This window comes from Pedobacter sp., from assembly GCF_035317785.1.
GTDB lineage: Bacteria > Bacteroidota > Bacteroidia > Sphingobacteriales > Sphingobacteriaceae > Pedobacter.
The window spans coordinates 25,594-33,011 of the sequence record NZ_DATHGC010000052.1; the positions used below are offsets into that span (position 1 = coordinate 25,594).

Genomic DNA, 7,418 nt, shown 5'->3' on the forward strand with positions numbered 1-7,418 from the left:
GATACGGCATATGCAGATCAGTACAATGGAGGCAATCGAAATCCTGGGAACAATATCTTTTGCGATATCCGGTTCATTCGCAGCAATGCAAAGAAGACTGGATCCGTTCGGGGTGCTGATCATTGCTTTTGTAACCTCTATTGGCGGCGGCACGGTGCGGGACCTGCTGTTGGGTGACACACCGGTTGCCTGGATGAGGAATGTTAATTATTGCCTGCTGATATTGCTTAGTGCAATAGCCACCATTTTCTTCAAAACACACATCAAAAAATTTAAGGTCACATTATTCCTGTTCGATTCCATGGGGCTTGGGCTGTTTACCATTCTGGGCGTTCAGAAAGGAATCAGCTTCGGGCTCAGCCCTGGCATTTGCATTGCTCTGGGAACCATTACAGGATGCTTTGGAGGCATTATCAGAGATACGCTGTTAAATACTATTCCCCTGATCTTTAGAAAGGAAGTCTATGCCACTGCCTGCATTTTAGGAGGCTTACTTTATTTTTTACTGCTTTATTTCAATCTGAAAGAAGATATTGCCAAAGTTGTGGTCATAGCCGTTATTTTTGCATTCAGGATTGTTGTGGTCAGATACAAGCTGGCACTTCCAAAATTCGGGTATTGAAGGGAAGTGCCGGATTAGTCTTTTGGACGTTGTTTGACGATCACGAAAACATCCTCATTGTCCTTTTTCATGAAATATTTTTCACGGGCAAACTTTTCAGCTGTGCTTAGATTGGTGTTCAGCTCGTTCAGATCCTTTTTTACCTGAGATATTTCCTTCACATAGAAATCTTTCTCTTCCTGGAGTTTATCTACTGCTGACCTGTATTCGTATTGTGCGATGAAATCGTTTTTATCAAAGAACAGCATCCACACTGCAAATGCAACTACAGCAAGGATATATTTATTACGTATCAGTTCCAGTAAACGATTCATTTATCAAAGGTATAAAAAACGGAGTTTTATACAAATGTGTTTATACACTTATCCACATATTGGCTATATTGAATAAAAATTGATCTTGAACAGGAAAATTAAATCAATCGGCTGGTCGGTACTGGCCTTCGGTGTGCTTGTATCAGGTGGCTGGTCCGCTCCACAGGAAAAACCCAAAAAGAGCAGCAGGCCCCTCATCATATTTGATACAGATATGGGCCCGGATTATGACGATGTCGGCGCCATTACTTTACTGTACGCACTGGAAAAAAAGGGCGAGTGTGAAATACTGGCCACTATAGCAAGTGATGCGCATCCCTCAATAGCACCCACCATCGAAGTCTTTAACCGGTATTTTGGGAGGCCGGATATGCCTGTTGGTATTGCATCGGCCGGATCGCCCGGGCTCACCGCACCCAATAACTGGAATGACTCGCTGGTCACCCGTTTTCTAAAGAAAAAAAAAGCTGAGGGTTATCCTGCCGCTGTTGAGGTCTACAGGAAAGTACTCGCTAAACAGGCAGACAATAGTGTAACCATTGTCACGGTAGGGTTTGTATCGAACATCAGGGACTTGCTCAATTCAAAGGCAGATGCGTTCTCCGGCCTTTCAGGAGTTAACCTGGTAAAAAAGAAAGTGAAGAGCTGGGTGGCTATGGCAGGTGGCTTTCCGCAGGGAAAGGAATTTAATGTAGAAAAAGATGCAGAAGCCTCTTTTGAAGCTTTCAGTAAATGGCCAAAACCAATTTTATTTAGCGGATTTGAGATAGGGCAGCACATTATGACCGGCGCAGGTGTTGCCAGGATGGATATAAATAAAAGCCCTGTGGCATGGGCATACCGGTACAACTTAAAAACATATGATAAGAATCCCCAGCCGAACAGACCTTCATGGGACCAGACGGCAGTTTTATGTGCAGTGAGAGGAGCAGGTAAATATTTCTATGTAAACGGGCCGGGAAAATTCATTGCAGACCGTCAGGGTTTCAATACCTGGAATCCGGAGATCAACGCAGAACATTATTTCATCACTCACAAATACCCTTATGAAAGGACAGCAGCCGTTATAGAGAACCTGATGGGCTTTGAGCCATAAACAGCAGGACTTCCATCCGGAACGGTCCTGCTGTTAAACCTAAATTTTAACCATTTTATGAAAAATGATTTGTTGACCACAGGGTAACCACTCCCTGTGAACTTATCCCCGGGATGATCATTCTCGGGTAAGTATCTTATAATGTCTTATTTTCAAGGCCGAAGGTCGGAAGTAGAATTGTTAATTCCTTGTCTTTGTGATTTTTCAATTAATTATGTCTAAATATCGACTTTTTACAGAATTTAATTTTGTTATCGGGTGGGGATGGGTTGGATTACGAGAATAATGTACGGAGGCAAGGAGTTCGGTATAAGGCAAAAAAGAAAGCCCGGCTGCGTCATGCAACCGGGCCTTTTAACAGGTATGTATCAATAAATACTGTTAAGATCTATTTTTTGTAAGCGTACTTAAAGTCTTTGCCGATAAAGCGTGCAGCAGCTCCAAGTTCTTCTTCAATACGCAGCAACTGGTTGTATTTTGCAATCCTGTCAGAACGCGATGCAGAACCGGTTTTGATTTGTCCGCAGTTTAGTGCAACTGCCAGATCAGCAATGGTCACATCTTCAGTTTCACCTGAACGGTGAGACATTACTGAAGTATAGCCATTGTTTTGAGCCAGTGACACCGCGTTGATGGTTTCAGTTAATGAACCGATCTGATTTACTTTTACCAGGATAGAATTTGCAGTCGCCTCATCGATACCTCTTTGTAAGCGTTTCACATTAGTTACGAACAAATCGTCGCCGACCAATTGAACACGATCACCTACTCTGTCGGTCAGCAATTTCCATCCTGCCCAGTCATCCTCGCCCATACCATCTTCAATAGAAATGATCGGGTATTTTTCAGTCAGTGAGGCCAGATATTCAGCTTGCTCTGCGCTGGTACGGATTGCACCTTTGTCACCTTCAAATTTAGTATAGTCGTATTTACCGTCTTTATAGAATTCAGAAGCAGCACAGTCAAATGCCAGACAGATCTGCTCACCCGGTTTGTAACCTGCTTTTTCAATAGCTTTAAGGATCGTCTCAACCGCATCTTCAGTACCGTCAAAGGTTGGCGCAAAACCACCTTCATCACCTACAGCAGTAGAAAGACCCCTGTCATGCAAGATGGCCTTTAAATTATGGAATACTTCTGTTCCCCATCTCAACGCCTCAGAGAAAGAAGAAGCGCCAACGGGCATGATCATGAATTCCTGAAACGCGATAGGGGCATCAGAGTGAGAACCTCCGTTTACGATGTTCATCATCGGAATAGGCAATGTATTGGCATTGACACCACCAATGTAGCGATATAGAGGCTGACGGCTTTCCTGAGCTGCTGCTTTGGCGACGGCCAAAGAAACACCTAAAATTGCATTAGCCCCAAGGTTGCCTTTATTTTCAGTGCCATCCAGCTTAATCAGCAGACTGTCGATCGCATTTTGTTCAAATACATCAATACCTTTCAATTCAGCAGCGATCTTATCATTTACATTAGCCACGGCTTTCAATACGCCCTTGCCTAAGTAAACTTTTTTATCACCATCCCTTAGCTCTACAGCTTCGTGCACACCGGTTGAAGCACCAGAAGGTACTGCAGCACGACCAAGAATGCCATTTTCTGTAATTACATCTACTTCAATTGTAGGATTGCCACGGGAGTCAAGTATTTGCCGCGCATGAACATCAATTATTAAACTCATTTTTATTGGTTTTTATTAGTTAATTAGCCTTAGTGTAAAAATTACAATTACTAAGGCATTATCCAAAGTTAGAATAAATTTTAAATTATACGGTTTGATCGGAATATTTTTTCATTAATGCCTTATTTTCAAGGCTTTTGAACATTATTATTCCCACTTGAATACCTTTACCGCCACTGCGTAGATGCCAATTCCCCAGATGACCATGATCAGGATCTGATGTTTTACGTCCCATAGGCCCGCTCCTTCAAAGGCCACTTTTCGCATGGCATCGTTCAGGTAGGTCAGCGGCAGTGCACGGCTGATCGGCTGAAGCCAGGAAGGAAATGCGTCGATGGAGAAAAAAGTGCCAGACAATAAGAACTGGGGTAAGGTAATGATATTGGAAATAGGAGGGATGGTACTTTCGCTTTTGGCCACGCCTGATACGACAAAGCCAAAACCCATGAATACGATTAGCCCGATCACAGAAAGCAAAAGCATGTTTAATACCGTGACGACACCATGGATCAGGGTAAACTTAAAGAAAAAGTGCCCGATCAGGATGATGAATACTGCTCCCATTAAGGCAAAGCCAATTCTCGCTATGCCTTCACCAAAAACAATGCTGGACCTGCTGACTGGCGTCGCAAAAAAACGTTTGATGACCAGGTTCTGTCTCAAACTGAAAAACACGAAGGCTGTGCCGAATACACCTGTGCTCAGTAAAGAAAAACCAAGCTGACCGGGGAGTATAAAATCTATGGTCCTGTAGATCCTGCCTTTCACCGTACTTTCGTTCAGCTGGGCCACGGTAGGTTTCACATCTTTGCTGTTTAGCGTGAAAAGGAGGTTGTTCAATACGGATTTAAGGATGTTGCCCTTGTCCATCGAGGCAGAGGTATATTTCACATTGGCAATATATGCCGGTGTACCCGCAGTATTTCTCTGCACCGCTATGACGGCGTCATAATTTCCTTTTTCGAGTGCTTTGATCACCGGGTTCTGCAGATCGGAACCGGGAGCAACCGCCACGTCTACATGTACGCCGCCGCCACCCAAAAATCCAAAAACAAGGATAAAGATCAAAGGAAAAGCCAGTGTGAAAACAACGGCCGAGGGGCTGCGCATAATGGAACGGAAACTTGCTTTTGCAAGGGCCAGCGTAGCTTTGGTATTACTATAAGGTTTACTCATTTTTTTAATTGTCCTCCCGCCATTCTTTGCCGGTCAGATTGATGAAAACATCTTCCAGGTTGGCTTTTTTAACTTCTTTTTTCCGTTCAAACCCAGTACTGACCAGGTTGTCGATCAGATTGTCCGGCGTATCCAGCACGATGATCTCTCCCCGCTCCACAAAAGCCACCCGGTCACAAAGCTGCTCGGCCTCGTCCATATAGTGTGTGGTGAGTACTACTGTAGTACCATTATTTCTAATGCCGATGATCAGGTCCCATAAATTACGGCGCGCCTGGGGGTCGAGCCCGGTAGTTGGCTCATCCAGAAAAATGATCTTCGGAGAATTGATCAGCGTAGTCGCTATCGAGAAACGCTGTTTCTGGCCGCCAGAAAGCGCTTTGTATTTTGCTTTTGCCTTATCCTGAAGATTCACTTTTTCCAGCATCTCCATCGGCCTGATGTCCACGCCATACAGACCGGAAAAAAGTTCCATAAGCTCTACCAGATTAAGATTGGGGTAGTAGCCGGCAGCCTGCAGCTGCACACCAATAATCCTTTTGATCTTTGCGGCTTCCCGCTCCACAGAAAAGCCATCAACTGTAACCTCCCCGGATGTTTTTTCACGAAGAGTCTCAATGATCTCCAGTGTAGTGGTCTTTCCGGCACCGTTAGGCCCCAGTAAGCCGAAGATCTCATTTTCATAAACGTCAAAACTGATCCCGTTTACAGCGGTAAAATCATCGTATTTTTTGACCAGATTTTTGACACTTATGATCGCATTAGTGCTATTCATGGGTTAAATGTAATAAAGGTTTTATGCGAAAAGAAGTAACCGGGGTTACTTCTTTTTGAAAATATCGGTAAAATGAGGTATTTGGCGGGTGAATTAAATTACCAGGCCAGTTCGCCCTTGATCATGTCAATAAAATCGTCAAACAGGTAGCGTGAATCGTGCGGACCTGGTGAAGATTCAGGGTGATACTGTACTGAAAATGCTTTTTTGCCCTTCACACGGATGCCTTCTATACTCTGGTCATTTAAATTGAGGTGGGTGATCTCTACTTTGTTTGATTTTCTCACTTCGTCCGGAATTACGCCAAAACCATGGTTCTGAGAAGTAACTTCGCAATGATCTTTGATGATGTTCTTGACCGGGTGGTTCAAGCCCCTGTGTCCGTTGAACATTTTCATGGTCCCGATCCCGTTTGCCTCGGCAAGCAGCTGGTGGCCAAGGCAGATGCCAAATACAGGCTTATCGGCCGCTAATACCTTTTTAACCGTCTCAATGGCATAAGGCATTGCCGAAGGATCGCCGGGGCCATTCGAGATAAAATATCCATCGGCACCCCATTTGTCCATTTCTTCAAATGTAGTTTTGGCGGGGAATACCTGTACATAAGCATCCCGGTCGTCAAAGTTGCGCAGGATGTTTTTCTTGATGCCCAGGTCCAGCGCCGCGATCTTAAGCGCAGCGTTTGATGAGCCGTAGAAATACGGTTCTTTGGTAGATACCTGCGAAGACAGTTCCAGCCCGTCCATTGAAGGGACCTCTGCAAGTTTCGCTTTCAATTCTCCCAGATCAGTGATCTCAGATGAAATGATCGCGTTCATCGCGCCTTTATTTCTGATGTGACGTACCAGTGCGCGGGTGTCAATGTCAGAAATGCCTACAATGTTCTCATTCTGAAAATAATCCTGTATAGATTCTGAAGCCTCTTTACGGCTAAAGCCGATGTTGTAATTTTTACAGACCAGGCCGGCAATTTTGATGCTGCCTGATTCAATTTCATCCTTATGGATCCCATAATTACCAATGTGCGCATTGGTAGTGACCATGATCTGTCCGAAGTATGAAGGATCGGTAAAGATTTCCTGGTACCCGGTCATTCCTGTATTGAAACAGATCTCACCTGTAGTTGTGCCTATTTTGCCCGCGGCTTTACCGTAGTAAACAGTACCATCTGCCAGTAACAAGATCGCAGGTAACTTTATATAGTTAGTCATGGTAATAATGAAAATTTGGTGGTGTAAAAAAAGAAGAATGTGCTGTTATGGAACCCGTTCATTTCGGGGTACAAATATAGAAGATTTGCATGGTTTTATCCCAATTTTTTTTAATCTCCTTTATTCTCGATTGTAAAACCTAATTTTGCGGGTACAAAACGATAGCGCCATGTCTGTAAATAAAGAAGTTAAACGGATAACCACACACATACTTCAGGAGATGAAGCATAGCGGAGAAAAGATTGCGATGCTGACCGCTTACGATTATTCTATGGCAACCATTCTTGACGATGCAGGCGTGGATGTGTTGCTGGTGGGCGATTCGGCTTCCAACGTGATGGCCGGACATGAAACGACCCTACCTATTACCCTGGATCAGATGATCTATCATGCCCAGGGTGTGGTTCGGGGAGCAAAACGTGCGTTTGTAGTAGTAGATCTTCCCTTCGGAAGCTACCAGGGCAACTCTAAAGAGGCTTTAAATTCTTCGATCAGGATCATGAAAGAATCGGGTGCGCATGGTGTAAAGCTGGAGGG

The 7,418-nt window shown here is 44.2% G+C and carries 8 protein-coding genes; 3 read left to right on the top strand and 5 right to left on the bottom strand.

The genetic code is table 11. The features are described 5' to 3' along the window. The first annotated feature begins 10 nt into the window (after window positions 1-10). Window positions 11-622, top strand: a complete 612-nt coding sequence (locus VK541_RS03505; protein ID WP_324366971.1) for a trimeric intracellular cation channel family protein — start codon at window positions 11-13, stop codon at window positions 620-622. 14 nt (window positions 623-636) lie between these two features. On the opposite strand, the gene VK541_RS03510 is transcribed toward VK541_RS03505, so the two are convergent. Further along, entirely contained in the window at window positions 637-936 is a 300-nt protein-coding gene (locus VK541_RS03510) for an FtsB family cell division protein (RefSeq protein WP_324366973.1), read from the bottom strand. 85 nt (window positions 937-1,021) lie between these two features. On the opposite strand from VK541_RS03510, the gene VK541_RS03515 reads away from it, so the two are divergent. Beyond that, window positions 1,022-2,032 (top strand): nucleoside hydrolase, encoded by a 1,011-nt coding sequence (locus tag VK541_RS03515; protein WP_324366975.1) that lies wholly within the window; start codon window positions 1,022-1,024, stop codon window positions 2,030-2,032. A gap of 388 nt (window positions 2,033-2,420) precedes the next feature. Here VK541_RS03515 and eno read toward each other — a convergent pair whose 3' ends face one another. From eno to carA, 4 genes are all read right to left on the bottom strand, one after another. After that, window positions 2,421-3,719 carry a phosphopyruvate hydratase gene (gene eno, locus VK541_RS03520; protein WP_324366977.1) on the bottom strand — a complete coding sequence of 433 codons (1,299 nt, stop codon included), beginning with the start codon at window positions 3,717-3,719 and terminating at the stop codon, window positions 2,421-2,423. 147 nt (window positions 3,720-3,866) lie between these two features. Then, entirely contained in the window at window positions 3,867-4,895 is a 1,029-nt protein-coding gene (locus VK541_RS03525; RefSeq protein WP_324366979.1) for an ABC transporter permease, read from the bottom strand. A 4-nt stretch (window positions 4,896-4,899) separates the two neighbouring features. Beyond that, a complete protein-coding gene (locus VK541_RS03530) occupies window positions 4,900-5,670 on the bottom strand; it encodes an ABC transporter ATP-binding protein (protein ID WP_324366981.1) in 771 nt (256 codons plus the stop codon). A gap of 98 nt (window positions 5,671-5,768) precedes the next feature. Next, window positions 5,769-6,881: a glutamine-hydrolyzing carbamoyl-phosphate synthase small subunit gene (gene carA, locus VK541_RS03535; protein ID WP_324366983.1), complete on the bottom strand. Its 1,113-nt coding sequence runs from the start codon at window positions 6,879-6,881 to the stop codon at window positions 5,769-5,771. Between the two features lie 169 nt (window positions 6,882-7,050). On the opposite strand from carA, the gene VK541_RS03540 reads away from it, so the two are divergent. Then, on the top strand, window positions 7,051-7,418 hold a 368-nt coding region (locus VK541_RS03540), incomplete at its 3' end, for a 3-methyl-2-oxobutanoate hydroxymethyltransferase (protein ID WP_324366985.1).